Source organism: Rossellomorea sp. NPDC077527 (assembly GCF_044542955.1).
Lineage (GTDB): Bacteria > Bacillota > Bacilli > Bacillales > Bacillaceae_B > Rossellomorea > Rossellomorea aquimaris_E.
The window spans coordinates 57,087-81,155 of the sequence record NZ_JBITVL010000009.1; the positions used below are offsets into that span (position 1 = coordinate 57,087).

At 42.5% G+C, this 24,069-nt stretch carries 27 protein-coding genes; 1 reads left to right on the top strand and 26 read right to left on the bottom strand.

The features are described 5' to 3' along the window. Nucleotides 1-48 precede the first annotated feature (48 nt). The 16 genes from asnS to ACIGG7_RS21725 all read right to left on the bottom strand — a co-directional run bounded on the left by asnS (nt 49) and on the right by ACIGG7_RS21725 (nt 15,231). Nucleotides 49-1,341 carry an asparagine--tRNA ligase gene (asnS, locus tag ACIGG7_RS21650; protein WP_224940406.1) on the bottom strand — a complete coding sequence of 431 codons (1,293 nt, stop codon included), beginning with the start codon at nt 1,339-1,341 and terminating at the stop codon, nt 49-51. 130 nt (nt 1,342-1,471) lie between these two features. Further along, nucleotides 1,472-2,662 carry a pyridoxal phosphate-dependent aminotransferase gene (locus ACIGG7_RS21655; RefSeq protein ID WP_397551011.1) on the bottom strand — a complete coding sequence of 397 codons (1,191 nt, stop codon included), beginning with the start codon at nt 2,660-2,662 and terminating at the stop codon, nt 1,472-1,474. Between the two features lie 17 nt (nt 2,663-2,679). Beyond that, the gene (locus ACIGG7_RS21660) at nt 2,680-3,156 is read right to left on the bottom strand and encodes a cell wall elongation regulator TseB-like domain-containing protein (protein WP_224940404.1); all 477 of its coding nucleotides are present in this window, start codon (nt 3,154-3,156) and stop codon (nt 2,680-2,682) included. A 12-nt stretch (nt 3,157-3,168) separates the two neighbouring features. Further along, complete coding sequence (locus tag ACIGG7_RS21665) at nt 3,169-3,339, bottom strand: YpmA family protein (RefSeq protein WP_082051082.1); 171 nt, start codon at nt 3,337-3,339, stop codon at nt 3,169-3,171. Nucleotides 3,340-3,485: 146 nt separating this feature from the next. After that, complete coding sequence (locus ACIGG7_RS21670) at nt 3,486-4,319, bottom strand: hypothetical protein (RefSeq protein WP_397551012.1); 834 nt, start codon at nt 4,317-4,319, stop codon at nt 3,486-3,488. Nucleotides 4,320-4,395: 76 nt separating this feature from the next. After that, nucleotides 4,396-7,194: an ATP-dependent DNA helicase DinG gene (dinG, locus tag ACIGG7_RS21675; protein ID WP_397551013.1), complete on the bottom strand. Its 2,799-nt coding sequence runs from the start codon at nt 7,192-7,194 to the stop codon at nt 4,396-4,398. A 108-nt stretch (nt 7,195-7,302) separates the two neighbouring features. Further along, nucleotides 7,303-7,686 carry an aspartate 1-decarboxylase gene (gene panD / locus ACIGG7_RS21680; RefSeq protein WP_224940401.1) on the bottom strand — a complete coding sequence of 128 codons (384 nt, stop codon included), beginning with the start codon at nt 7,684-7,686 and terminating at the stop codon, nt 7,303-7,305. Beyond that, on the bottom strand, nt 7,679-8,548 hold the full coding sequence (gene panC / locus ACIGG7_RS21685) for a pantoate--beta-alanine ligase (protein ID WP_224940400.1): 870 nt from the start codon (nt 8,546-8,548) through the stop codon (nt 7,679-7,681). Before panC ends, panD begins: the two co-directional genes overlap by 8 nt. Next, nucleotides 8,545-9,384, bottom strand: coding sequence for a 3-methyl-2-oxobutanoate hydroxymethyltransferase (gene panB, locus ACIGG7_RS21690; protein ID WP_224940399.1), 840 nt, complete (start codon nt 9,382-9,384; stop codon nt 8,545-8,547). The genes panC and panB overlap by 4 nt, the downstream gene beginning before the upstream one ends. Before the next feature lie 282 nt (nt 9,385-9,666). After that, on the bottom strand, nt 9,667-10,650 hold the full coding sequence (locus tag ACIGG7_RS21695) for a biotin--[acetyl-CoA-carboxylase] ligase (protein WP_224940398.1): 984 nt from the start codon (nt 10,648-10,650) through the stop codon (nt 9,667-9,669). Then, on the bottom strand, nt 10,635-11,825 hold the full coding sequence (locus ACIGG7_RS21700) for a CCA tRNA nucleotidyltransferase (protein ID WP_397551014.1): 1,191 nt from the start codon (nt 11,823-11,825) through the stop codon (nt 10,635-10,637). Before ACIGG7_RS21700 ends, ACIGG7_RS21695 begins: the two co-directional genes overlap by 16 nt. Before the next feature lie 42 nt (nt 11,826-11,867). Then, the gene (bshA, locus tag ACIGG7_RS21705; protein ID WP_224940396.1) at nt 11,868-12,992 is read right to left on the bottom strand and encodes an N-acetyl-alpha-D-glucosaminyl L-malate synthase BshA; all 1,125 of its coding nucleotides are present in this window, start codon (nt 12,990-12,992) and stop codon (nt 11,868-11,870) included. A gap of 4 nt (nt 12,993-12,996) precedes the next feature. Then, nucleotides 12,997-13,698 (bottom strand): bacillithiol biosynthesis deacetylase BshB1, encoded by a 702-nt coding sequence (gene bshB1 / locus ACIGG7_RS21710; protein ID WP_224940395.1) that lies wholly within the window; start codon nt 13,696-13,698, stop codon nt 12,997-12,999. A gap of 1 nt (nt 13,699) precedes the next feature. Then, a complete protein-coding gene (mgsA, locus tag ACIGG7_RS21715) occupies nt 13,700-14,107 on the bottom strand; it encodes a methylglyoxal synthase (RefSeq protein WP_224940394.1) in 408 nt (135 codons plus the stop codon). Between the two features lie 13 nt (nt 14,108-14,120). Further along, nucleotides 14,121-14,891, bottom strand: coding sequence for a 4-hydroxy-tetrahydrodipicolinate reductase (gene dapB / locus ACIGG7_RS21720; protein WP_224940393.1), 771 nt, complete (start codon nt 14,889-14,891; stop codon nt 14,121-14,123). Then, nucleotides 14,878-15,231 (bottom strand): nucleotide pyrophosphohydrolase, encoded by a 354-nt coding sequence (locus ACIGG7_RS21725; RefSeq protein ID WP_224941302.1) that lies wholly within the window; start codon nt 15,229-15,231, stop codon nt 14,878-14,880. Before ACIGG7_RS21725 ends, dapB begins: the two co-directional genes overlap by 14 nt. Nucleotides 15,232-15,392: 161 nt before the next feature. Between ACIGG7_RS21725 and ACIGG7_RS21730 the strand changes: the two genes are divergently transcribed. Then, a complete protein-coding gene (locus tag ACIGG7_RS21730; protein ID WP_224940392.1) occupies nt 15,393-16,262 on the top strand; it encodes a YitT family protein in 870 nt (289 codons plus the stop codon). A gap of 56 nt (nt 16,263-16,318) precedes the next feature. Here ACIGG7_RS21730 and ACIGG7_RS21735 read toward each other — a convergent pair whose 3' ends face one another. From ACIGG7_RS21735 to ACIGG7_RS21780, 10 genes are all read right to left on the bottom strand, one after another. Next, nucleotides 16,319-16,999 carry a zinc metallopeptidase gene (locus tag ACIGG7_RS21735; protein WP_397551015.1) on the bottom strand — a complete coding sequence of 227 codons (681 nt, stop codon included), beginning with the start codon at nt 16,997-16,999 and terminating at the stop codon, nt 16,319-16,321. Between the two features lie 60 nt (nt 17,000-17,059). Further along, nucleotides 17,060-17,851 carry a sporulation protein YpjB gene (ypjB, locus tag ACIGG7_RS21740; protein WP_224940390.1) on the bottom strand — a complete coding sequence of 264 codons (792 nt, stop codon included), beginning with the start codon at nt 17,849-17,851 and terminating at the stop codon, nt 17,060-17,062. Between the two features lie 63 nt (nt 17,852-17,914). Further along, on the bottom strand, nt 17,915-18,514 hold the full coding sequence (lhaT, locus tag ACIGG7_RS21745; protein ID WP_483880681.1) for a lipoprotein heptaprenylglyceryl N-acetyltransferase LhaT: 600 nt from the start codon (nt 18,512-18,514) through the stop codon (nt 17,915-17,917). Nucleotides 18,515-18,573: 59 nt separating this feature from the next. Continuing rightward, nucleotides 18,574-19,344 (bottom strand): menaquinol-cytochrome c reductase cytochrome b/c subunit, encoded by a 771-nt coding sequence (locus tag ACIGG7_RS21750; protein ID WP_224940388.1) that lies wholly within the window; start codon nt 19,342-19,344, stop codon nt 18,574-18,576. A 35-nt stretch (nt 19,345-19,379) separates the two neighbouring features. After that, nucleotides 19,380-20,054 carry a menaquinol-cytochrome c reductase cytochrome b subunit gene (gene qcrB / locus ACIGG7_RS21755; protein WP_032087896.1) on the bottom strand — a complete coding sequence of 225 codons (675 nt, stop codon included), beginning with the start codon at nt 20,052-20,054 and terminating at the stop codon, nt 19,380-19,382. A gap of 13 nt (nt 20,055-20,067) precedes the next feature. After that, nucleotides 20,068-20,577 (bottom strand): QcrA and Rieske domain-containing protein, encoded by a 510-nt coding sequence (locus tag ACIGG7_RS21760; protein WP_224940387.1) that lies wholly within the window; start codon nt 20,575-20,577, stop codon nt 20,068-20,070. Between the two features lie 140 nt (nt 20,578-20,717). Further along, nucleotides 20,718-21,182: a YpiF family protein gene (locus ACIGG7_RS21765; RefSeq protein ID WP_224940386.1), complete on the bottom strand. Its 465-nt coding sequence runs from the start codon at nt 21,180-21,182 to the stop codon at nt 20,718-20,720. Between the two features lie 272 nt (nt 21,183-21,454). After that, nucleotides 21,455-21,994: a ReoY family proteolytic degradation factor gene (locus ACIGG7_RS21770; RefSeq protein WP_224940385.1), complete on the bottom strand. Its 540-nt coding sequence runs from the start codon at nt 21,992-21,994 to the stop codon at nt 21,455-21,457. A 127-nt stretch (nt 21,995-22,121) separates the two neighbouring features. Next, on the bottom strand, nt 22,122-23,381 hold the full coding sequence (locus ACIGG7_RS21775; protein ID WP_224940384.1) for a tetratricopeptide repeat protein: 1,260 nt from the start codon (nt 23,379-23,381) through the stop codon (nt 22,122-22,124). Nucleotides 23,382-23,416: 35 nt separating this feature from the next. Continuing rightward, nucleotides 23,417-23,872, bottom strand: a complete 456-nt coding sequence (locus ACIGG7_RS21780) for a hypothetical protein (RefSeq protein ID WP_224940383.1) — start codon at nt 23,870-23,872, stop codon at nt 23,417-23,419. Nucleotides 23,873-24,069: the final 197 nt, after the last annotated feature.

Here is a 24,069-nt window from a genome sequence, read left to right on the forward strand (position 1 = left end):
CTGGCGAGGATTGCTTAAACAATCCTGCCAGCTCTCAGTTTTGGTTTATTATGGATACAAACGATTCAATAAACGCGGGAATGGGATGGTTTCCCTTACGTGTTCGACTCCGCTGATCCAGGCTACTGTTCTTTCAAGTCCGAGACCGAATCCTGAATGAGGAACAGATCCATATTCTCTTAATTCAAGGTACCACTTGTACGCATCTGTCGCCAACTCGTGCTCTTCAATGCGCTGCTTCATCAATTCTGCATCGTGGATACGTTCTGAGCCGCCTATGATTTCTCCATATCCTTCAGGAGCAATTAAGTCAGCACATAATACCACATCATCACGATCCGGATCCGGCTGCATGTAGAAAGGCTTGAGAGTAGTCGGATAATGTGTGATGAATACTGGCTTGTCATAGCTTTCTGCAATGGCAGTCTCATGAGGTGCACCGAAATCATCGCCCCACTCGATATCATCAAAACCTTTTTCATGCAGTAGCTTTAATGCATCATCATATGTGATGCGTGGGAATGGCGCTTTGATTTGCTCTAATTTAGATGTATCCCTGCCTAATCGGTCTAACTCGAGCTTGCAATTTTTCAAAACGGATTGAACGATGTATGAAACGTATTGTTCCTGAACTTCCAGATTATCTTTGAAATCATAGAAGGCCATCTCAGGCTCAATCATCCAAAATTCGATTAAATGACGACGGGTTTTCGACTTTTCAGCTCTGAATGTTGGTCCGAAAGAGAATACTTTTCCTAAAGCCATGGCTGCCGCTTCCATATAAAGCTGACCACTCTGGGAAAGATAAGCATCTTCTTCGAAATACTTAGTAGCAAATAACTCTGTCGTTCCTTCTGGTGCGCTTCCAGTAAGAATCGGTGGATCTACCTTCACAAACCCTTCCTGGTTAAAGAATTCATAGGTTGCGCGGATGATTTCATTACGGACTTTCATCACAGCATGCTGTTTGCGTGATCGTAGCCAAAGGTGACGATGGTCCATCAGGAATTCTGTTCCGTGTTCTTTTGGCGTAATAGGATAATCCACAGCTTCATGGATGACTTCCACATTCTTCACCTGAAGTTCGTATCCGAACGGAGAACGTGAATCTTCAGAAACTGTTCCTGTCACATATAAGGACGTTTCTTGAGTTAATGATTTTGCTTTTTGAAAGATCTCTTCTTCGACTTCACTTTTGACGACAACCCCCTGGATGAATCCAGTACCGTCACGAAGCTGAAGAAAAGCAATTTTTCCACTTGAACGTTTGTTGGCTAACCATGCTCCGATGGTTACTTCTTCTCCAACGAACTTACTTACTTGAGATATAGTAGTTTTCACGATTTTTCCCTCCAAAAAAACTAAAACGCTTATGTATCGTTCTTTATTATACATTTACCATAATCCTGTCGCAATAGATAGGATGGTTTTAAGGAAAAAGCAGACCGCCTTACGGTCTGCAACCCTTTGATTATTTGCTGTTATTTACAACGAACTCATGCATACGCCCGATTGCTTTTTCCAGGCTGTCGAGGCTTGTGGCATAAGAAAGACGGATATTGTTTTCCGACCCGAAGCCTGATCCCGGTATGACCGCTACCTTTGCCTCTTCCAATAAGGCACCCGTAAATTCATCGACATTCTTGTAGCCTGTTTTCTTTGCCGCTTCTACTACATTAGGGAAAAGATAGAAAGCTCCTTGAGGCTTCAAGCAATGGAATCCAGGAATATCGTTCAGCTTATCGAACACGATGTTTAGTCGTTCTTCGAAAGAACTTCTCATATCCTCAACCGGCTGCTGACTTCCTAAATACGCAGCAACGGCACCATATTGTGAAGTCGTAGTAGGATTAGAGGTGGAATGACTGGCAAGATTGGTCATGGCCTTGATGACCGATTCATTTCCTGCTGCATATCCAATTCTCCAACCCGTCATGGAGTGAGATTTTGATACTCCGTTAATGATGATTGTTTGCTCCTTCAGTTCTGGTGACAATTCTGCAATGGAAGTATGCGTATTTCCTCCATAAACCAGTTTTTCATAAATTTCATCTGACACAATCAGGATACCCTTTTCTAAGCAAACATCCCCGATAGCCTGCAGCTCTTCACGGGAATAAAGCATACCTGTAGGGTTACTTGGCGTGTTGAGAATGACTGCTTTGGTTTTTGAAGTGATCGATTTTTCCAGCTGTTGTGGTGTGATTTTGTATTCATTCTCTTCTTTCCCTTCCACAATCACCGGGGCACCACCGGCAAGCTTCACTTGCTCTGGGTAACTGACCCAGTATGGAGTGGGGATGACGACTTCATCACCTTCGTTTAGTAGGACCTGAAACAATGTATAAAGGGCATGTTTCGCACCGCTTGTCACGATGATTTCTGAAGGTTTGTAAGTCAGCTTTTGATCTGTTTCGAATTTATGGATGATAGCCTCTTTCAGCTTCGCCATTCCACCGGATGGAGTATATTTTGTGTGCCCTTCCGTCATGGACTCATAGGCAGCCTGGATGATATGCTCAGGTGTATTAAAGTCAGGTTCACCAGCACCCAATCCGATGACATCAATCCCTTGTGCCTTCATTTCCTTCGCTTTAGCCGTGATGGCCAAAGTCGTTGATGGTGTTAATGCACTGACTCTATCTGCTAACGTGAATTTCATTGACGTGTTCCCCCTGATCATAGATTTTCGATTTTTCTCCACCATTCCCCTGTAGAGAACAGCAGATAATAATAATTTAAATTGTCTTGCTGATCTAAGTAGGTTAATTCCCATACTGGACCGACGGATTCATACCCTAAACGGACAGACAGTAATTCTTTCGGTTTCTTTTCATCATTCAGTTTATTGATCGCCTGATCTTTTGTAATACCATCCGCCCATTTTTTTTCAATTATTTTTCCTTTTTTATTGGGGATCCAAGCGACCAACTTTTCCTGTTGCTCATTCTCTCCCGTTACGACAACATAGGATTTTGAGCCATTATAAAAGCTCGTATTCTCTACTTTCACTATGGCCGTTTCGTCTTCCACCCTGTTCAGGGCTTGATCTCTCTGTTGGTCTAAGGGACCCCTTGAAACTTTATACAATAGGACGGATGCGGTTACGCCAATGACGATGAACGATATTACGATTATGGTTATCCATTTTTTCATTACAATCACTCTTTATGTACGATAAATTGTTAGAACTGCCTGATTTTGATCTTCCGGATCTAAAGCTAAACCAAACATATAATCATCTTTTTTTAACGTTCTATTTAGTGTATCAACCACTTTATATAAATTATCCGTATATTCAATACGAACGGTGGAAAGAATTTCGATTCGACTTTCCATGTTGCTCCTCCTTTTATCCATTACCCTATTAAAAGTAAAAAACTCTACACATATTATAACAACATTAGTGGCCACCATGGTAGGGGGTAGGATAAAAACGATTGGAAAATGTAACGGGGGGCCTGAAATATCAGCCTCCCGTCCGTCTACCCTTCATCCTTAAGCACATCTTCTTGATCAAAGGTAAGCACTTCGTAATTTCTCTTGTTAAACTTCACTGAAATCAGCCCATGTTGACCTGTTAAATAAAGATCAATCCACGCTTCGTTGATCGCCTCAAGCATATCCCCATTAAGAAGTCTTTCTTTAGACCGGTAAAGGATGGCAGTTTGAGGATCGACATGCTCCAGAAGGCGATGAGAAATGCTTTCTGATTTAGAATGGACAGGGATCTTTACAATATTGACATTCTTTAGTGGTTTACTCATTAGCACCTCTTCAGAATGTGATGATTGAGAGCTCAACCATAGAAAATGATGGTGAAAAAACGTGATGGAAAAGTCCAGGCCTTCCCTTCTCTCATTCCCCTCATGGACAGCCCTCATCACTAAATCATCTGAAAATGTATAGGATTCCTCCTCCTGAATGGTATGAATGATTCCGGAAACTTGCTTCGGCATGGACGGCTCTAGTGATTTTCCTACGACTATCTCTTCTATGCCGAATTTTTTCACTAGTTCAGCAATCATTACACTATCCACTTCACTTTTTTCAGTGATGATCAAGCCCTTTATGTTGTTAATATGCATTTGATTAAAGTAATAATAAAGCTGATTTCGTTCCTTAAAGGATCCTGTGTTGACCAAATAATGATTCCCCGAAGCTAAATGCAGCACTGCTACCTCTCCTATTTGAACCGGGAGGAAGCTGATTGCATACTCCTCTTGGGATACACGTAAATCCACTTTAGGCACTTTCATTCCATAGGCATTTGAACATACCAAGAGAGACGACAGCACTACCGATAGAATCACTCTCATTTACAATCCTCCAGTTTAACATCTCATCTTTAGGTTGTGTTAAAGAGAAGATTTTATCACTGAAGTTCATGCTGTTTTAGAGCCAGTCTTCGATCCATGAAACCAAATCATACAGGTCGCCTTCTTTGACTTCCATGGAAGGGATGGATTGCAAGAACGCTTTTCCATACCTTGTGGTCATGATTCTGCGGTCGTACACAATGACGACACCCCTATCGCTGCTTCTTCTGATCAGCCTTCCCACTCCTTGCTTGAAGCGAATGATGGCTTCAGGTAAAGAATGTGAAGAAAAAGGATTCTTTCCCTCTGCTTTCAGTATATCTGATTTTGCCTGATTGACCGGCTCATCAGGCGGCGAAAATGGGAGTCTCACCATGGCAAGGCAGGACAAATCCTCTCCAGGGATGTCCACCCCTTCCCAGAAACTGCTCGTACCGAAAAGAATCGCCTTATCAAAGCGTTGAAAATTTTTTGTCAACCGGGTACGACTACCCGAAGTGATTCCCTGGGCCATCAACACATATTCTTCCAATAACCCACTTTCTTTCATGAGCTCATATGTTTTTCTCAACATATCATAGGATGTGAATAGAATGAGCATCCTGCCCTTAGTCGCCTGTGCCACCCCTATTAAATGGGAGCTGATGGCTTCAATATATTCTTCGTTATGGACCTGCTGGATCTCAGGTACATCCGTCGGTACAAAAAGTCTGGAAACCTCATGATAGTCAAAAGGTGAGGAAAGCTGGAGCTTTTTCACACCCTGGTCAATAAGTCCTATCTCATTTAAGAAATAGTTGAATGATCCGCTGACGGTCAAAGTGGCAGATGTCAGCACCACACTTTTCTTCTTAGCAAAAATCTCGTCCTGGAGGTTTCGGTCGACGGTAATAGGCTGAGCCTGGATCGATAGACTGTTTGGAAGTGATCTCGTGTCCCCATCCAGCCATAGAACGTGATTGTTCATTTCCTTTAAGAACACTGTTTGAAAATTCGCCTTCAATTCTGTCCAATCCACTAAAAAGCTATAAAATTCTTCAATCAGTGCCTTCTCTTTATCAAGGAGTTTGATTTTCTTTTCCTTGATGGTATCCAGTATCTGTTGAAATTCCCTTTCTACAATGTTCATTCCTGAAATCACTCGTTCCATCGACATGATGATGGGCTGCCAGTAACTGCTCTTTTTCATTTCTTCTGTAATGCGAAGCTGGATTTTTTGTATTCCTGTCCTCTTTTTGGCCTTCTTATAGAATACGCTGGTTAAAACAGAAATTGCTTCTTCCAAATCCATATAAAACTGTGTAATTTTTGCATCCAGTTCGAATGGATGTATATTCGAATCAACCGAATGACTGGAGAGGAGCTGGTCCAGCCGGTAAAATAGCTGTTTTTGGTCCAATGTCCCCAATTGTGAGGTGCTAAACTTAATGGAGAGGTAATCCATGACTACCCCAAGATGCTGCCTTGCTGACTTTTCCAGATGATGTGCTTCATCAATCACTAAATAATCATAAGCAGGCAGCATGCTGCTTTCCCTTACCATATCCGTTAAGAGCATAGAGTGATTGGTAATGATGATATCTGCTTCCTGTGCCTTCTTTCTCGCAGATAGATAAAAATCCTTCCCAATCCACGGATCTTTCGTCTCTGTAAGATGCCATCCATCGTGTTTTAAGCGATTCCAGAACAATTGTCCCCCTGAAGTGAGATTCAATTCATCCATGTCCCCGGACTCGGTTCGTGTCAGCCAAACAAGAATCTGCATCTTTGTCAGGACAACATCGTATTGAGACTCATCTTCCCTGAGAGCCTGCTCGAATTTAAAAAGATTTATGTAATGGTTCTTTCCTTTTAAGAGAACGGTCTTGAATGGGACAGGGCAGATCTTCTCTAATAACTTAATTTCTTTATGAAGCAATTGCTCCTGTAACTGAATGGTAAATGTACTGATAACCACCTTTTCATGGGCACGCTTACTAAACATGACGGCTGGCCATAAGTAACCAAGTGACTTACCAACCCCGGTCCCTGCTTCGATGACGACATGATGAGATCCACGAAAAGCATCGGAGATCTCGTTCATCATCTCCAGCTGTTGCTCTCTTTTTTCGTAGAAAGGTACTTCATTCGCAAGATGCTCCTCAAAATCGGGTTCATAAAAATGAGTACTCTCTTCGGGATCATCACTCGAGGAATGATTCTTCTTTCTCAGGGCAATCCCCCGATACACCTCTAATTCTTCCGAAAGATCCTCAACATGCCTTTGTTTCTCGGTCACGATGCTGTCAAACAACAAATCAAGGTCACTTTTTAAGTGTCTCGAAAGCTTGTAAAGCTTTTCAAGGGTGACCAAAGGGAGATGTGAAAGTTTTTCAATAAAGTATAGGAGTATTTCAGCTGTCACGTAAGCATCACTGTCAGCTTGGTGAGGTCTTACATGACTCAACTTCAAAGAATTGGAGAGCTCCGTTAGTTTAAAGCTGTCCGCAGATGGCAAAGCCACCTTAGCGAGCTCCACGGTATCAAAGGCAGGTCCCGTGAATGGGTTGTATCCCGCTTCTTCCAGTTCTGCTTGAAGAAATGAAAGGTCAAATTGAACGTTATGTGCTACAAAAATACCATGGTCCAATAGTTCAAGGATTTTCGGTGCAATTTCATGAAAGGCTGGAGCGTTTTTCACCATGTCATCATTGATCCCCGTTAATTCCTCAATAAACGCAGGAATGGGTTTTCCAGGTGAAACGAAGGACGTAAATTGATCAATGATTTTTCCGCCTTCTATGATGACCGCTGATAGTTGAATGATTTTTTCTCCTTTTTTCGGAGAATTTCCTGTTGTTTCTAAGTCGATGACAACTAATTTAAATGGGTACATATTATTCACTGCCTTTATATAGATCCTACTCTTATGATTTTCTAAATAAGTGTACCATAAACAAAAAAGCAAGTCTCCTATTCCTAAATCAGGAGACTTGCCCATCGTTTATAGTATTGTCGCTTCAGGTTCTGTACCGATCATATCGACCACCCGGTTATGTTCACCCATGATCGCCACTCTTGGAGTATGGTTATGGACCATTTCTTCAGCTACCATTTTATAGGATATGATGATGACGATGTCACCTTTTTGTACGAGTCTTGCCGCCGCTCCGTTCAAACAGATGACGCCGCTACCCCTTTCACCGGGAATGATATACGTCTCGAGTCGAGCTCCGTTATTGTTATTGACAATCTGAACTTTTTCATTCGGAAGCATTCCGACAACATCCAGAATATCCTCGTCGATGGTAATGCTTCCGACATAATCAAGGTTTGCTTCTGTTACAGTCGCTCTATGAATTTTACCACTCATCATTGTTCTATACATTTAATTTCTCCTCCGGTTCTACACTGATGATTATATTATCGATTAATCTCGCTTGTTTAAATTGTACCGCTACCGCTATAATGATCTCCCCTTCGAGTCTGTTCAGCTCGTAAAGCTCAGGGTAGGAATACAGTTCCACGTAATCGATTTTCCCTGAAGTGTGTTCCTGGATCATATCGCAGATGTTCCTCATAATAACAGAAGGATCCTGCTCACCACCCATTATACTTTCTCTTGCTTTTTTCAAACTTTGATAGAGTATAGGGGCTTCTCTTCTTTCCTGTTGAGAAAGATAGACATTTCTCGAGCTCTTCGCCAGCCCATCCTCTTCCCTGACTGTCGGGACTCTGACGATCTTAATAGGAAAGAAATAATCTTTAACCAATCCATCAACAACCGCAACTTGTTGAGCATCTTTTTGTCCGAAATATGCCCTGGTCGGCTGGACAAGATGAAACAACTTTGTCAGGACTGTCACTACTCCGTCAAAATGACCTTCCCGCTTCCGCCCACACAGTACATCTACACGCTCTTTCACACTCATGGTGACGGATTGCTTTCCCCTGTAGACGTCATCCGTATTGGGAATAAAAAGGATATCAACTCCGGCGTTCCTTGCTAATGCTGTATCTCTTTCAACATCACGGGGATATCGGTCAAAATCCTCATTTGGACCAAATTGCAGGGGATTCACAAATATACTCATCACGACGACTTCATTGTGATCCCTCGCTTCTTTCGCCAAGGTCAAATGCCCCTCATGGAGGTAACCCATTGTTGGGACGAATCCGATCGTGGTAACCGATTTTTTCAAACTCTCTATATTCGATTGCAATTCATGAATAGTAGTGATGACCTTCATTTTTTTAACCCGCCATAGAGAGAATCTAGTTCTTCATCCCGCATCGTAAAGGAATGCTCCTCTGCTGGGAAGAGCTCCCCTTTCACTTCTTCTATATAGGTTTTGATACTGTTATGCATGACATCGGATGCATTTCCATATTGTTTGACAAACTTAGGTACACGGTTTACACCATAAGTAACAAGGTCATGGAAGACCAGGACCTGTCCATCGGTTTCAACGCCCGCACCGATTCCTATCGTCGGTATCGATAACGCTTCCGAGATCTCCCTTGCGATTTGCTTTGGCACACATTCAAGCACGAGAGCAAAGGCACCAGCCTGTTCACATTTTATGCTGTCGTCAATCAATTTCCTGGCGGTATCTGCCGTTTTCCCTTGTACTTTATACCCTCCAAGGACACCTACTGATTGAGGAGTCAATCCTAAGTGAGCTACTACAGGAATTCCCGCACTTGTTAAGTCCTGAATTCGATCGATGACATGGGCGCCACCTTCCACCTTCACAGCATGTGCTCCTCCTTTTTGGAGAATATCTGCAGCTGTTTTCAAAGTCTCTTCCCTCGACAAGTGGTACGACATAAATGGCATATCCGTGATGATAAACGTGTTTTTTGCCCCTCTTTTTACAGCTTTGGTGTGATGAATCATATCATCGACCGTCACAGGCACTGTTGAATCATACCCTAATACAACCATACCGAGACTATCACCTACGAGGATGACATCGATTCCCGCTTCCTCTGCCGCTTTGGCGCTTGGATAATCATAAGCCGTAATCATGGAAATCTTTTCTTTTTCACTCTTCATCTTTAAAAAATCTGTTGTTTGTTTCATGTTATCCTCCTTCTTTTCAGTCAGAGGTGACGAAACTTAGATTGAAAGCACTTTCATAAGAAAATAAAAAAACCTCCTGTAAAAAATGACAGAAGGATCATAAGTGTTTGATATCATGGTTTCGACCCTCTGTCCCAGTCCGCAATGGATCAAGGCAGAAATAGTATTGAATGCTTGTTATTCATGTAACAGCAGGTGCAGTTCGAATGATACTGCCCAATGAGATTATACCATAAATAAGCGGGATGGATATACTGATTTCAGCCTCCACCCCGCTCTTCATTAAACATTCACTTCAATATCCGCAGAGTAAATCTGATGGATCGTTCCATGGGCATCCTCAATCTTCAGGACCCCTTCCTCTGTAATCCCAAGTGCCCTGCCTTCAATGGTACCATTAATGGTTCTTGCCCGGATTTTCTTTCCGATACTGATGGCATAGCTCTCCCATAATAGTTTTATGGGAGTGAACCCCTCTTTCATATATAGGGAATACAACGCCTCTATTCGTTCGAGCAGCCTTTGCACAATGAGCGATCTCGACAAGGTTTTCCCCTCCTCGATGGAAAGAGAGGTGGCGATCTTTTGAATCTCATCTGGAAAATGTTCCTTCGTCTGATTGACATTCATCCCGATGCCGATAATGATGGAGTTGATTTTGTCCGATTCCGCTTGTAGTTCAGTCAGGATCCCCGTCACCTTTTTCCCATCAATGAGTATATCATTCGGCCATTTGATTTGGGGATTGAGTTCAGACACTTCCTCGATAGCCTGAACCACTGCAACTGCTGTAATCAGGGTGAATTGAGGAGCTTTTTGCGGCGGCAGGAGCGGTTTTAAGATTAAGCTCATCCAAATGCCCGTCCCTTTGGATGAGTGCCACTCTCTCATCAATCTGCCCCTACCTGCAGTCTGTTCGTCCGCAATCACTAACGTACCTTCTACTGCACCGTCACTTGCCAGGGTGTGAGCGATTCTCTGAGTACTGGGAACAGATTCTTCATAGTGAATAACAGTACCTAACGTGTGAGTTTGCAATCCTAAACGTATTTTACTTTCCGTTACACTATCAGGCGTTTCAATGATCCGATAACCTTTCTTTCTTACCGCTTCCAAGACGAAGCCTTCCTTACGAAGTTCTTCTATATGTTTCCAGATAGCCGTCCTTGAACATCCAGCAATATCTGCAAGGGCTTGTCCCGATAAAAATTCCTGATTCGATTCAAATAATGCCTTAAGAACTTTTTTTCTTATAGTCGATTGCATGCTTTCAGCCACCTCCTAATCTCTTCTTTTTCATTGGTGAGTGTTTCATTAATGATCGCCGTTTCAACTTCATATAATATTTCTTTTACCCATGGGCCTCCCTTTTTGTCTGCCCATGCCATTAAATCCGAACCTGTTACATCAAGCTGTTGTCTGGAGAATATAGCAAGTTTATGGTAGTGCTCTCTTATGTTCTCCTCATCCGCTTGTGGATTCAAACATCCATATACCTTTTCTACATTGAGTGCAGCCTCAAGACCTGCACGAAACAGTAATGGCTTTGTCCACCCCGATGCCTTTCTTTCTTTCAGAATATCCAATTCTTTGGCACGGTACTTGATCATTTTGGTAGGAAGCCGCCAGCCTTTCAGAAAAACACCTCTTTCTTCCTCCCTTATATATGTCAGAAGAAGTAACCATGTCTGTTCCTTTGTTAAATTATCCAAGCCAGAAAGACTCGCTGCCTCTTGTAGCTGTTGGTGATAGTTGATTAAATGTGGAAGTTCCTTATATAAGCCGGTTCGGATAAGAAGGTTCAGCCCTTCTTGCTTCCAGGTACTGTCCAGTATTTTTTCAAACTCCATTGTTTTTCTTTCAACAGCTATATGCTGAAGCAGCTTCGAGTGCTCTTCCAATGCAGTGAGTGTAGACGCCTCCAGCTCAAATCCAAGTTGACTGACAAACCGTACTGCCCTCATCATGCGCAGGGCGTCCTCTGAAAACCTTAATTCCGGTGAGCCCACGGTACGGATCAATTTGTTATGTATATCTTTCTTGCCCTGGAAAGGATCTCGTACCCGACCCTCTCCATCCATGGCCATACTGTTCATAGTGAAATCCCTACGTTTTAAATCCTCTTCGAGGGAACGGATGAACTCCACCTTATCCGGTCTCCTAAAATCAGCATAAGAAGATTCGGTTCTAAACGTCGTGATTTCATACTCTCTTTCGCCCTCCAAGACGAGGACCGTCCCATGATCAATCCCGATATCAATCGTCTTTTGGAAAATCCTTTTCACTTCTTCCGGATAGGCAGACGTAGCAATATCCACATCATTGATTGTCCTGCCGAGGATAAAGTCCCTCACAGATCCTCCAACGAAGTATGCTTCGAATCCTGCCTTCTCAAGCTTTTTTAATACGGGAACCGCTTGTTGGAATATGGTTGGCAACATTTATAACACCTGCTTTACTTAAATCCTAATCACCAAGATCGTTCACAGTAGATCCCTGTAGATTCCTTCATATTGCTCGACAATCTTGCTTGAGTGGAATTTTGTCCGGGCGGTTTGAAGAGCATTCCTTGAAACTTCTTTATGGAGTTGAACATCCCTTAGCAATTGCAGAGACTTCGCGGCCACCTGTTTGACGTTCCCGATTTCGCAAATAAAGCCGTTGTAGCCATCCTCAATCACTTCGGGAATTCCTCCCACATTCGTTCCGATACTTGGAACACCACACGCCATTGCTTCAAGGGCAACCAGGCCGAAACTCTCTTTTTCTGAAAGTAACAGTTTGATATCGCTGATAGAATAGAGCTCTTCAAGATTATCCTGTTTGCCAAGGAACAAGACACGATCCTCTAGCCCCAGGTCCCTTACCTGTTTACATATGAGAGTCATTTCAGGTCCGTCCCCCACAAGAAGTAGCTTGGATGGGATTTCCCTTTGAATCAGGTCGAAAGAATCTACGACATCTGTGACCCTTTTCACACCACGGAAGTTCGATACATGAATGATCACTTTTTCATGATCCTTAATTCCATATTCTTTTCTAAGATGACGAGAATCCACTGCCTTATATACCCGCTCATCTATAAAATTATAAACCGTTTGTATTTCTTTATCCGGTTGAATCAAATCATAGGTCTGTTTCACCAGGGCGCTAGAAACAGCCGTCACGACATCCGACTTCTCGATGCCGAATCGGATGGCACCGGTCAAAGATGGATCATACCCTAGCACAGTGATATCAGTGCCGTGAAGAGTGGTGACGATCTTGACATCTTTCCCTGACATTTGTTTCCCCAATATGGCACATACAGCATGGGGGATTGCATAATGAACATGCAAGATGTCCAGATTCTCACGTTCCGTTATTTCCGCCATTTTATTCGCCAGTGCCAGGTCATATGGAGGATATTGAAATACGGAATACTGACTCACTTCCACTTGGTGAAAGTAGATATTGTGATACATTTTGTTCAACCTGAATGGGATGCTCGAGGTAATAAAATGTATTTCATGCCCTTTCTCAGCCAGTAGTTTCCCAAGCTCCGTTGCCACTACACCGGAGCCACCGACTGTAGGATAGCATGTTATGCCTATTTTCAACTTCTTCATACCATTAATCTCCTAACAAATCTTGATGCAAAATGAGTGGGTTATAGGAAAAGAATCCTTCCGCATAGCGTAGTCCCGCATCTTTCCCCATTATCCTCTCCCTTGCTTCCACCGCTTCGATATATCCCTCTGTCAGAGGAGTCGCTACTCCACCCACCCCTTGAGTGAATTGACTTCCATATGCTTGTAAGCTCTCTACCTTTGTTTGAATATAAGGTTCGATATCAACTACAAATTGAGGTTTATGAAACCCGTTTATCATATAAAAGTAAAGGTGTTGGGCTTTGTGCGCAGAAATGTCCGGATCAAACTTCCGGATCCCCGCGGAGAAAAATGCTTCCTTGACCAGTCGCGAAGCATTCCCGTGGTCAGGATGGCGATCTTGATCATAGGGAGCAAAGATCGCTTTCGGTTGATACGTCCTTATTACCTTCACGATTTTCCCAATGTTTTCATCTGTTATGTAAATTCCTCTATCCGGTATATCAAGGGTCACCCTTTTCAATGCCCCTAAAATGGTTGCTGCTTTCAAAGCTTCCTCTTTCCTGTCAGAAACCGTTCCATTGGAAGATAGTTCTGCCGTTGTCATGTCACATATAACAATCTTCTTTCCCTCAGCAGCATACTTCGCAAGTGTCCCACCCATTCCGATTTCCACATCGTCGGCATGGGCACCGAAAGCCAGGATATCAATTTGTTGACTCACACTATTCCTCCTTATCCCTCACTACACTCCTCCACTCTATGTCTCCCCTTTCGAGACCTCTCACCAGCACCTCAGCCGTGCCCATATTGGTTGCAAGCGGTACGGCGTATACATCACACAGCCTGATCAGTGCCGATACATCTGGTTCATGGGGCTGTGCTGTCAGGGGATCCCTGAAGAACAGGACAAGGTCCATTTTATCATTGGCAATATAAGATCCGATTTCCTGATCTCCTCCAAGAGGTCCTGACCTAAAGCGATGGATGGGTAAACCTGTTTCTTCCCCGATCCTTTTTCCCGTTGTCCCTGTGGCAAAAAGGGTGTGTTTCTCTATGATGGACTTATATGCAAGTACGAAACGAATAAGATCATCTTTTTTCTTATCATGAGCAATCAGCGCAATATTCATTTACACTCACCCTTTAGTCTAGTATATTTTCGAGTCCATAAACCAATGTATCCAGTTTCATGACCGTATCTACGGACACTTTTACACCCGACATGAAGCTTCCACGGTTAAAGGAATCATGGCGGATTGTCAATGTCTGTCCCTCGGCCCCAAGCATCACCTGTTGATGGGCAATGAGTCCTGGAAGTCGAATACTGTGGATATGCATCCCATCTACATCCGCTCCCCTTGCACCGGGATGCGTTTCTTTCTCATTAGGGTGCCCCTGTTTCTTCGTTTCCCTCACTTCTCTGATCATTTCAGCGGTTTTCAAAGCCGTACCTGAAGGTGCATCCAGCTTTTGATCGTGATGCAATTCTATGATTTCCACATCATTAAAGTATTTTGCTGCCATTTGAGAGAACTTCATCATGAGCACGGCTCCGATGGCAAAGTTGGGAGCTATGATGCACCCAAGCGATTTCGATTCTGCGAGTTCCTTCAATTCATTCAGCTCTTCTTTCGAGAAACCTGTTGTACCGACAACTGGTCTGACCCCATACTGGAGTGCTGTCTTTGTATGATGGTACCCGACTTCTGGTGTTGTTAAGTCAATCAGCACATGTGGCGTACGATTCTGAAAACATTCTTCAATATCCACATACACCGGTACATCAAGATCGACTTCCTTTTTGTGGTCGATGACACTTATGAGCGTAAAGTGTTCGGTTTCTTTCACCAATTGAACAGCTTCTTTCCCCATTCTCCCTCTTGGTCCTGCAATCGTGACGTTAATTTGTTCCATCTTCATCCCCACCTTCAATTCTCGTCCAGCGATCTTTATCTCTGGTATTAAACTTGTGCATCACCCGGTTGTGGGCCTCTTCAAGGCTGATATCAAGGGAATTAGCCAGGCAGATGACGACAAACAAAAGATCGCCGAGCTCCTCTTCAATCGTATTTTCTTCTTCCGTGCTTTTTTTAGGCTTTTCTCCATGGCGGTGATTAACTTCTCTCGCTAATTCACCAAGCTCCTCGGTAAGACGAGCTACCATGGCCAATGGACTGAAATATCCTTCTTTGAATTGACTTATGTATTCGTCCACTTCTGTTTGTAATTGTTTCATCGTTTTATCCTTTGTCATAAGAAGCTTCACTCCTTCATTATCTCCTATCATGTTAGCTAAATCCTTCCCGTTTGACAAATATAACGTTTGATTTCATAACTCTTCATTGCCAGTTTGTTTTTCTTCTTATATAATGTCTCTGTCAACGAGATAATACTAATAAAAGGAGGGAATCACAGATGTTGGGATTGCGTGTTAAGAATATATTGTTCATCTTATTGGGTTCCGCTATATTTGCTTTTGGTCTAGTACACTTCAATATTCAAAATAAACTGGCTGAAGGTGGTTTCACGGGCATCACACTTATTCTTTATTTCCTATTTGATATTGACCCTTCGTACTCCAACCTTGCCTTAAATATACCCCTATTCTTCCTGGGATGGAAGCTCCTCGGAAAGAAAGCCTTCTATTATACGGTGATCGGAACGGTTGCCCTTTCGGTATTTCTATGGATCTTCCAGAGGTACCAAATGACCATCGACCTGGAAGGGGATCTATTCCTGGCTGCCCTGTTCGCAGGCATATTTATCGGAATTGGTCTAGGAATCATATTCAGGTACGGAGGTACAACTGGCGGTGTCGATATTATCGCCCGGCTAGCCCACAAATACGTAGGCTGGAGCATGGGGAAAACCATGTTCATGTTCGATGCTGTCGTCATCGGTATTTCACTCATTACATATTTGGAGTACAGGCAAGCGATGTACACCCTCGTTGCTGTCTTTGTTGCAGCAAGAGTCATCGACTTCATGCAGGAAGGGGCATATTCTGCCAGGGGTGCCATGATCATATCCGAGAGCCATGAAGAAATCGCAAGTGTCATCAATGAGAAAATGGACCGTGGAGTAACCGTCTTAAGGGGCCACGGCTCGTTTACGAAGCAAGATCGAGAAGTCCTTTATTGCGTGGTCGGAAAGAATGAAATCGTACGACTTAAGAATATCATCACCAGTGTCGATCCTCATGCCTTTGTATCCGTCACCGTCGTACACGACGTCCTCGGCGAAGGATTCACACTTGACGCAGACAAGAACCCCCTGCATGATTAATGTATAACCTAAAAAAGCTAGACTCCGCGTTGAGTCTAGCTTTTTCATTTATGGAGTTAATCGTCACCATTCATACCGGTGAAGATCAATACTAATCTCAATAGTTCGATGATTGCCACTGCTGCGGCCGCTACATACGTCATCGCTGCTGCGTTCAGTACTTTTCTGGCATGTCGCTCTTCTTCGTTGCGGATCAATCCTAGTGAAACGATTTGATCCATTGCTCTTGATGAAGCGTTAAACTCAACTGGAAGAGTGATCAATTGAAATACCACCCCTGCAGCCATCAGAATGATACCGAGCAGGAACATTCCAGATAATTGAGTGAATATACCGATCATCAAGAAGATCCAAGACATATTTGAGCCAATATTCGCAACGGGAACGAGAGCATGCCGGAACCTGAGAAATGCATAGCTTTCAGCGTCTTGTATTGCATGACCGACTTCATGGGCAGCAACAGCCGCTCCAGCTACCGAATGTCCATGATAATTATCAGGCGACAATGCAACTGTTTTAGTCATTGGATTATAGTGATCACTCAAAAACCCTCTGCCTTCGACTACTTTAACATTGTGCAACCCGTTTTCATCTAGGATTCTTCTGGCCATTTCCCTTCCGGTCATACCGGAAGTAGTGGCTACTCGTGAATATTTCTTAAAGGTACTCTTTACGCGCATCTGAGCTCCAATTGGAATAAGAGCTATCAGTAAAAAGTAAATCAAAAATCCTGCCATTATCGCATTAACCTCCAGATGTATAGATTACCTAAATTTTATAGCGCAAAAAGGGCGGTGTCAATTTTTTTGCCGTTCTGATTTTTTCACTTCACTTTGTCCCTTATATTTTCTCCAACCTACATAAGATAATGTAGAAACGATGATACTGCCTGTCGATATGATGACCCACCAAAGGGAAGGATCCGCTTCGTCTTCTGTCATATTCTCAAATAGCTTGTGTAGATCTGTTTCCAAAGCTGCCAGCTCACTCATCGTTTCTGTACTTTCCAACACGTCCTGTCGATAATGGTCCAAGTAAGATATCCTTGCATCCAACACTTGAGCCCGCTCAACAGGGATGTCTAATTTGATACTCGGCTGAATGATATTATATTTGGACAAAAAAACATTCAATGTCATTTGATAATCATCTGCGTTTCCATTTTCAGCTGCAATCTTCACACCATTGAAGGCTTCCATGATCGGGTCTTCCATCTCAACCCATAATGGTTGGTGCTGACTGTTTAATGCATCCATCACAAGTCTGAACTTGGTAACGGCGTTCACCTTCTGTTCCTGGTCAAGAGATGTTTGATTGATACTTTCCACCGCCAAATTATGAGAGATGGTTAAGATCCTCAACTCATCCATAGAAAAAGACTCCTGAGCACTCAAAGAAGCGAATTCATCGGAGAAATACACTAAAAGATGCTTTGCTTCTTCATATCGTCCTGCCTTTGTCATCTGTAAGGCCTGATCTGAAATTTCATCAAGCTCGTTCATTGGAGACGTTGACTCTACTGCGATTAATGGTTGAGGCACTAAAATGAGAAATAAGAAAGCGGTAATAATAAATTGGATGAATTTCATACTTGTCCCCCCTAAAACTACTAATAAAGTTTATGAGTGGGAGGACAAGAGTAGACCACAAAATCACATCACCTTGTTGTGGATATCTAATCGATTCGTTTTTTGAGTGAAGTAATAGGCGATAGCGATGGAAACGATGCTGAGCCAGAATGTAAAATACCCTATATTCTGAATATACATATATAGTTTGGAGTATATAGGGAACTGCATATATACATAGTCAATGATATCATTATGGATGGTCCAAACGGCACCGACAATGATATGCCACCATTTCACCCTGTAAAATGAGGAATACAAGATGCCTTGAACGGCCATTGCCCCGTGTGAAGCCATCAGCATATATCCCTCCCACGGCAAATCACCCGAAACCCAAAGAGTCAGCAGATTCATGACCACCGCCCAGACCCCATATTTAAACAGTGTAATGATTGCTAGCACTTCGAAAATAGGCCAGTTTCGATTCAGTAAAAATGCAATTAATACAAAACAAAAAAACAAGCTGGCTGTCGGACTATCCGGAACAAATAATAAAAATTGTGAAGGTGTATTTCGAAGTTGAGGCATATACCATATATACCCATATATAGTGCCGAAAAGATTCACAATTAGTAGTAACCATAAAAACATTTTATTTCTCAATATTGTCATGATCCAAAGCATCCGTTACACCTCGCTTTCAAATTAAAAAAAGGGCCAACATAAGCTGGCCCCTCTTATCATTATTCTTCTAAACCAGAGATGAATTCAGATAGTTTCTTTAACTCTTCGTCTGTCCCTTTAAATAAACCTGCTGGCATGCCAGGTGGTTTACCGTTTTTAGCGATTTTTGCAATTTCTTCAGGTGCAAGACCCGTTCCGATTAAAGAAGGACCTGCTCCCCCTTGCAGATTTTCACCATGACAGTTGATACAACCATTCTTCTGGTCAGAAAAGATTTTGTATCCTTCAGATTCCTTATCGATATCCACTTCAGCACGGATCTTCCCTTGTTCCTTCGCTGCTTCCCAGTCATGAGTTGCAACAGATTCCCAAGTAAGGAAGTACGTAGCTGCGAGTGCCAATATCATGAATCCTACTGCAAGCGGACGTTTTGTTGGACGGCGTTCAGGTCCTTTGTCGATGAATGGTGCAAGTAGAAGTGCTCCAAATGCGATTCCAGGAATAACGAACGCTCCGATAACATTATAAGGTCCAGATGCATATGTGTACTTAAGTAATTGGTATAAAAATAAGAAATACCAGTCAGGTAATGGAATATATCCAGTATCCGTCGGATCGGCAATACGTTCTAACGGTGATGGATGAGCAACCGTTAAACATAGGTAACCGATAAGGAAAACAGCACCTACCAGCCACTCTTTTAATAAGAAGTTTGGCCAGAAAGCTTCTGTTTTACCAGGGAACTCCGAATAGTCTTTCGGTATATTCGGCTTTCTGTCTGCAGGAACCCGGGAGTCCCCTACAAACTTCATCCCTTTTCCTCGATGCATAGTGTCCCCCTCCTTTTATTAGGTTAATAAATATCTTACAACGGTCCTGAAATACCTTGCTTACGGATCATCAGGAAGTGAGCTCCCATTAATCCAAGTAAAGCAGCAGGCAAGAAGAATACGTGAATGGCGAAGAATCGTGTCAAAGTCTGTGCTCCGACGATATGAGCATCACCAGCTAATAACATTTTCACTTGATCTCCAATAAATGGAGTAGCTCCTGCAATTTCAAGACCTACTTTCGTCGCGAATAGCGCTTTCATATCCCACGGTAGTAAATAACCGGTGAAGCCCAGCCCTAACATAACGAAGAAAATAAGAACCCCAACAACCCAGTTCAATTCACGAGGTTTTTTGTATGCACCTTGGAAGAAAACGCGTAGTGTATGTAAGAACATCATTACGATAACCAAACTTGCTCCCCAGTGATGCATTCCACGGACAATTTGTCCAAATGCCACTTCATTTTGCAGATAATACACAGATTCCCAAGCGTTCTTAATATCAGGAACATAGTACATCGTTAAGAACATTCCTGATAGAATTTGAATTACGGTTACGAAGAAAGTCAACCCTCCGAAGCAGTAAACAAACGCAGAAAAATGATGCGCAGGGTTTACATGTTCAGGTACTTCGTGATCCGCGATATCGCGCCACAAAGGCGTAATGTCTAAACGCTCGTCAACCCAATCATAGATCTTGTTCAGCACAGATTACGCCCCCTTACTTAACAAATTTATTTGGTTCTGGTTGTCCAAGATATAAAATCCCGTCTTTTTCTTTTGTTGGATATGAATCCAACGGTGCTGTCGGTGGTGTACCGGGTACATTCTTACCATTTTTGTGGTACATTCCACCATGACATGGGCAATAGAACATTTCTTTATGATCCGGATTCCCATTCCAGTTTACTGTACAACCAAGGTGTTTACAAACCGGTGAAAGAGCAATGATTTTGCCTTCTTTGTTCTTATAAACCCAAGCGGTCTGTGTCACTTCTGATGTGTACCATGCATCTTTTTGCTCGTAAGAGAAATCGACACGTACTGGTTCATTCGTTAATTCTGAAACCTTTTGCTTTGTCGCTTTAAAATCTCCCGCAGCTTCCGTTTTCAAAACGGGATCCACTGCGAAGCGAACCATCGGCATTAACATTCCCGCCGCCATGAAACCGCCTACACCCGTAAGTGTATAGTTAAGGAATTGACGTCTAGATACACGATGTTTGCTCATCCTTTTCCCCCCTCTATCGTAAGGTAAGTCCGTCGGACATATTTCGCACAAATATAAAACTAGGACATAACTATGATATATTAAACTCTATACAAGGTCAATAACTCTCTAATCTAAAAGATGGAAACAATGTGAAGTTTTTATGAATTTTTTTGCCATTTTTGTACAATCACATTCAACAGTTGCTTCACCTGATCTTCCATGATGGAGTGCTTATACTGTTCATCCAGATCCTCAAGGGGGATGGAAGGTACCCAGATCAAGCGGTCACCTAATTGATCTTCGATTTTTTTCCACCCGCTGTCCGAGGTTAAAAAGAAGATATGCTTCACTCCGCTGGCACTTAATTCTTCTGCCCAATCGGATAACCTCTCCACCTCGCTATCAATCAAAGAAGACATTCGATACGTAAATGACGGCGTCATCATCATTCTTCCCTTGAACTGCCTTTCAAGATGCATGGTGAGTAGATTGATAAACTCTGATTGTGCAGCTGAGACTCTTATATCCTTCCCGAAATCAACAGGGACCATCGGAATGACTGCCGTATCTATGTATGTTTTTTCAGCTTCAAACACTTCAATATCTTTTACGTTCCAATTCATGTGTAACCCTCACTTTTTTTCTTTCATTTTTCACATCCCATCATATCACTTTATCTCCTTCTATTTAAAGCGATTTCACTTTTAAACTTTACCTGTTTCCCATGAATGTTTGCATTGCCTTCACTGAAATACTCACCCGGCTTTGTTAACCGGTCATTCAGCCAGGGCTGTGAATAGAGCCTCGATACTAGTATGCTCCATTCTTAATCTTCCTATCTAAAAAAGGCAATAAAAAATCGAATGAAGAGAAATGTATCTCTTCATTCGATTCATCAGGTCAGGTTATTCAATTCTTTAGTCAATCGATTAAATGCCTTTTTGTCCCCGCTGTCCAACGCTTGGTCAATCGCCTTCAATAAATGATCTCTCCTGAAAGTCTGCAAGCTGTCGTTCAGGAACTGCTCCGCTACCATTCTGTCTTTTTCATTGATCAGAAGGTACTTCGGCATAAACGGATTTTCTTCAAGTACGGCTGCAAATTGGTAACTTGAATTTGCTTTACTGAAGTTTAGCTGAATGTAAATATCTTCATCTTTGTTCAAGCGGATATCATGAAACGATTTTTCTGCGTCCGTCGTCATGATATTCTCCTTGTAGAAGCGGAATGGAACATCCTCGACACAATGTGTCGACATCACCAGTCCCCTTGGACAGTATTGGGATTCTTCGACAAAATGAACCTTTTTCATTAACTGGTCATGACTCATCAGATAATTCAAGATCCACACACATTCTCTTCGTTTTAGTTGGTATCGGTTCAAAAACCAGCGGATAAATTCTTTCTTCTCGTTGACAGAAACAGGGGTGGTCATGGTTTTCCCTCCTCTGCAGAATCCTTTTTTATAAGGTCCGTTTTCTTTTCGCGATAAAGTTCAGTCATGTTCACAATCCTTCGTTTCACTCTTATCCTTCAGTCAATCCCTTAACCCACCGCCGTCGTCAGTCTTGTAATCTTTCAATCAAATCCTGCCACTCATCATTTGAAGGATCCATTTCAATCAGGTGTTTATATACTTCTACTGCTTCACCCCTGAGTCCTTCCTCTACTAGAAATTGTCCGAACTCTAGCAAAAACTCTTGATGATTCTTAAAGTAAGTATATGCAACACGGTATTGTTTTAATGCATGATTATATTGTTCAAGCCCTTCATAAGCCTTTGCAAGATCCCATTTCATTTGGGGCTCCTCTTCTCCTTCTACCGTCAGCATCCGTGCGATCTCCAGGACATCGTCAAATCGGTCCTGTGTAAAGAACAATTTGTTGATGATCAGAGCTGCCTCCACATAGCCGGGATCGAGTACCAAGGCTTCTCGAAGGAATGCTTCTGCTTCATTTTCAAGTCCAAGCTTCAGGGAAACTTTCCCCCCGAATAAATTCAGCTCTTTATTAAATTCATCCTGCTTTACTCCTTCTTGAACCGTCTCCAGGCTTTCCTGAAGCTTCTCTTCACGTTCATATGATTTAGCGAGTAATAAGTACACAGAATGATATTCCGGATCCAGTTCTTTGACAGAAGCAAATTTTTCAATCGCTTTTTCGTAGTATCCCGCCTGATAGGCGGTAAATGCGTAGCCGAAAAGGGTATTAATCTCTAGATGGTCTTGAAGGGCTTTTTCATAATGTGTTAGAGCCTCTTCAAATGCCCCTCCGACACTATAGGCCTCAGCCAATCTTTGGTGGACATTCGTTCCTCCGAGTTCAGTCGTTCCCTTCTCTATGAGAGCCTGATAGTGCCTGATTGCTTCAAGGAACCTTCCAGTCTCGGAATAAAGTTCCCCCAACCCGAAATCAATGACCGGTTCTTCAGGTAATAGCTTCTTGGCTTGAAGAAGCTTCTGTTCACTTACTTCGAACAACCCCTGCATTTGGTATAGATCTGCTAACAGAAGCAGTGCCCTGGGATAGATGGGGTCACCCTCATCCAACTCTGCGAGGGTTTCGATGGCTTCTTCTTCCTTGTCCATCTCCACCAGCACTTCTGCCAGTTCAACAAGTAGTTCACCTTCACCCGGATAATATTGAAGGAGAATGCCGTACAGCTCTTTCGCTTCATCCAGAAATCCCAAATGATGCAGTTCTTCGGCCAGGCTGAACTTTTCTTCGTGGCTTCCAAACTTCAATACCTGGCTATAATATTTCTTTGCTTCTTCTAAATTCCCTTCCTCCAAGGAAGATAACATTTGTTCAGCGTATGACATGGTCAATCCCTTTCTATAAAAAAGCTTGTATTGAGTTAAGTAAAATACCCTGGTGTTCGGATGATCAGTTCTTCACCTGCTCCAGGATGAAAGTACCCTCTATTATTCACGTAATGATATTTCCCCTTATTCATTGTACATTTTAGCACATGATGATCATAATGAAATGATAATGGCTCAATAGCTGTGTCATCTCGTTTCATATAGAGGTTATAACTTATTTCTCCACCCACCAAAAAATTTCCTCTAAGAGGATATATTCCAATTTTTTTCAATACATTTAATTTCAGCGGTTCTTTTTGGGGGATCTCATCGGGGAAATGGGGAATACCCTCGCTTTCCATCGAATTCTGCCACATTTTAAGATGCTTTATTTTTGTTTTATTGTCTAGGTTTGTCGTAAAAAAAGGGACAAAAGTAATAGGGTAATCATATAATAACCCTTTGATCCACCCCCAGGGAATATTTCTAAATGCATCTGTCCCATCCATCTCGATCCATATCACGGGGACTTTATGCCGCTTGCATGATCGTATGATGCTCGGGGTCACCAGATTCGGGGTTGTTTTTAATCCTATTGTGTAATCCAGAGGACAGTTTATCAATGAGATTTTCCGCTCATGTAATTCTTTCAGGAATTCATATTCATACCGTATTGAAAATGATGTCAGGACTGTCGTACAGCCTC

What these genes read in the sequence shown, in the direction of transcription:
- ACIGG7_RS21655 (WP_397551011.1), bottom strand. Translation starts at nt 2,662, where the DNA reads ATGAAATTCACGTTAGCAGATAGAGTCAGTGCATTAACACCATCAACG.
- ACIGG7_RS21660 (WP_224940404.1), bottom strand. Translation starts at nt 3,156, where the DNA reads ATGAAAAAATGGATAACCATAATCGTAATATCGTTCATCGTCATTGGC.
- ACIGG7_RS21665 (WP_082051082.1), bottom strand. Translation starts at nt 3,339, where the DNA reads ATGGAAAGTCGAATCGAAATTCTTTCCACCGTTCGTATTGAATATACG.
- ACIGG7_RS21670 (WP_397551012.1), bottom strand. Translation starts at nt 4,319, where the DNA reads ATGAGAGTGATTCTATCGGTAGTGCTGTCGTCTCTCTTGGTATGTTCA.
- dinG (WP_397551013.1), bottom strand. Translation starts at nt 7,194, where the DNA reads ATGTACCCATTTAAATTAGTTGTCATCGACTTAGAAACAACAGGAAAT.
- panD (WP_224940401.1), bottom strand. Translation starts at nt 7,686, where the DNA reads ATGTATAGAACAATGATGAGTGGTAAAATTCATAGAGCGACTGTAACA.
- panC (WP_224940400.1), bottom strand. Translation starts at nt 8,548, where the DNA reads ATGAAGGTCATCACTACTATTCATGAATTGCAATCGAATATAGAGAGT.
- panB (WP_224940399.1), bottom strand. Translation starts at nt 9,384, where the DNA reads ATGAAACAAACAACAGATTTTTTAAAGATGAAGAGTGAAAAAGAAAAG.
- ACIGG7_RS21695 (WP_224940398.1), bottom strand. Translation starts at nt 10,650, where the DNA reads ATGCAATCGACTATAAGAAAAAAAGTTCTTAAGGCATTATTTGAATCG.
- ACIGG7_RS21700 (WP_397551014.1), bottom strand. Translation starts at nt 11,825, where the DNA reads ATGTTGCCAACCATATTCCAACAAGCGGTTCCCGTATTAAAAAAGCTT.
- bshA (WP_224940396.1), bottom strand. Translation starts at nt 12,992, where the DNA reads ATGAAGAAGTTGAAAATAGGCATAACATGCTATCCTACAGTCGGTGGC.
- mgsA (WP_224940394.1), bottom strand. Translation starts at nt 14,107, where the DNA reads ATGAATATTGCGCTGATTGCTCATGATAAGAAAAAAGATGATCTTATT.
- dapB (WP_224940393.1), bottom strand. Translation starts at nt 14,891, where the DNA reads ATGGAACAAATTAACGTCACGATTGCAGGACCAAGAGGGAGAATGGGG.
- ACIGG7_RS21725 (WP_224941302.1), bottom strand. Translation starts at nt 15,231, where the DNA reads ATGACAAAGGATAAAACGATGAAACAATTACAAACAGAAGTGGACGAA.
- ACIGG7_RS21730 (WP_224940392.1), top strand. Translation starts at nt 15,393, where the DNA reads ATGTTGGGATTGCGTGTTAAGAATATATTGTTCATCTTATTGGGTTCC.
- ACIGG7_RS21735 (WP_397551015.1), bottom strand. Translation starts at nt 16,999, where the DNA reads ATGGCAGGATTTTTGATTTACTTTTTACTGATAGCTCTTATTCCAATT.
- ypjB (WP_224940390.1), bottom strand. Translation starts at nt 17,851, where the DNA reads ATGAAATTCATCCAATTTATTATTACCGCTTTCTTATTTCTCATTTTA.
- lhaT (WP_483880681.1), bottom strand. Translation starts at nt 18,514, where the DNA reads ATGCTTTGGATCATGACAATATTGAGAAATAAAATGTTTTTATGGTTA.
- ACIGG7_RS21750 (WP_224940388.1), bottom strand. Translation starts at nt 19,344, where the DNA reads ATGCATCGAGGAAAAGGGATGAAGTTTGTAGGGGACTCCCGGGTTCCT.
- ACIGG7_RS21760 (WP_224940387.1), bottom strand. Translation starts at nt 20,577, where the DNA reads ATGAGCAAACATCGTGTATCTAGACGTCAATTCCTTAACTATACACTT.
- ACIGG7_RS21765 (WP_224940386.1), bottom strand. Translation starts at nt 21,182, where the DNA reads ATGAATTGGAACGTAAAAGATATTGAAGTGTTTGAAGCTGAAAAAACA.
- ACIGG7_RS21770 (WP_224940385.1), bottom strand. Translation starts at nt 21,994, where the DNA reads ATGACCACCCCTGTTTCTGTCAACGAGAAGAAAGAATTTATCCGCTGG.
- ACIGG7_RS21775 (WP_224940384.1), bottom strand. Translation starts at nt 23,381, where the DNA reads ATGTCATACGCTGAACAAATGTTATCTTCCTTGGAGGAAGGGAATTTA.
- ACIGG7_RS21780 (WP_224940383.1), bottom strand. Translation starts at nt 23,872, where the DNA reads ATGGATGGGACAGATGCATTTAGAAATATTCCCTGGGGGTGGATCAAA.